The organism is Moorena sp. SIO3I6 (assembly GCF_010672095.1).
This window is the reverse complement of sequence record NZ_JAAHHU010001325.1, coordinates 1-1,422: the sequence shown is the minus strand read 5'-3', so window position 1 is coordinate 1,422 and position 1,422 is coordinate 1. Positions and strand designations below refer to the sequence as shown.

Genomic DNA, 1,422 nt, shown 5'->3' with positions numbered 1-1,422 from the left:
AAGAAGTCCACGGAAAGGTTGAGGAAGGTGCGTTCCTCTGCTGTGATGGCTGGTAAAAAGCTACAGGTAGTGGTCAGGCTACCCAGGAATATTATTACCACAACCCATAGCATCGTTGATAGTTTTTTAGGTTTTCTTAACATTAGGTCAGTCTACGAGTACCTTAACTTACTTGTATTATTACGTGGTTCGACCAGAAGTGTTGATTGTTAAAAATTACCTAAAAAACCCACGAAGCTGTAGAATAATTAGTGCTGTCTAAAAAATAAATTAGCGCGTCTTTTTTTTAACAATCAAAAAAAAGACTAATCTGTCTCTTAATACAGTTGCTCATAGTTTTGGGTCTGTTTGCGGAACATACGTTTGATTAGCTTGTGCTTGTTCCAGAGACTTTTGTAGTTTTTCCCCTAGTACCTTGACATGAGGCTCACTCATCATTGATATATGACTACCAGGAACGGTATGGATTTCCACCTCTGAATCAGAAAACTGATTCCAACCCCATGCTGGATCGTAGGATAGGTGATCAGCATTTTCCTGTTCAGAAACCTCCTGAGCACGGAACAGAGTAATTGAAGTCCCAGAAGTATTGTGTGGTACGTAATCAATTTGACATTGAGTTTGGTAAACTTGTAATAAGCCACGAACGAGTTTGATATCTGCTTGAGGAGGCAAAACGCCCACTATTTCTAACTGTTGCTTTAAATAGTTGATTTGTTTCTCTGGTGTCAGAGAATCGAGAGTGTCATCAGATAGTTGTAGATTTTCTCCAAAAAGTTCTTCAAGTACTCCAGCCATGTGACATATCCATCTAGCATTATCCCAAGTAGCAAAATCCTCTTTAGGATTGAGTTCAGAAATTGGAGCCGAGGTATCTAAAATAGCAACCAAAGCAACAGATTCTCCAAGACGTTGTAACTGAGTCGCCATTTCAAAAGCGATTTTACCTCCAAAGGAATGACCTCCCAAGAAGTAAGGACCTACTGGTTGAACTGTCTGAATTGCTTTAATATATTGGCCAGCTATTTCTTCGATGCTCTCTAGGGGTTTTGTTTCACCATCAAGACCCTGTGCCTGTAGACCGTAGAAGGGTTGATCCCCTCCAAGATATCGTGCTAAATGGTGGAAGTAGAGAACATTTCCCCCAGCTCCTCCTACACAGAAAAAGGGTGGTAATGAACCGTTGGGTTGAATTGGTACCAAGGGAGACCAGAGTGTTGTAGATGAATCAGAACCAAGAACAACCGCTAGTTGTTCAATGGTGGGACTTTGGAAAAGGGTGGCTAAAGGTAAATTGATTTGGAATTTTTCTTGAATTAAGGACATCAGACGGACAGCGATAAGAGAATTGCCGCCCAGCTCAAAGAAGTTATCTTGTACTCCGACAGAGGTGAGATTCAAAACGTCTGACCAGATTTGAGT

At 41.0% G+C, this 1,422-nt stretch carries 1 protein-coding gene; it reads right to left on the bottom strand.

What is annotated here, in order from left to right:
- Positions 1 to 330: 330 nt before the first annotated feature.
- Positions 331 to 1,422: thioesterase domain-containing protein (locus tag F6K49_RS48990; protein WP_293109978.1), on the bottom strand; the 1,092-nt coding region annotated here is incomplete at its 5' end.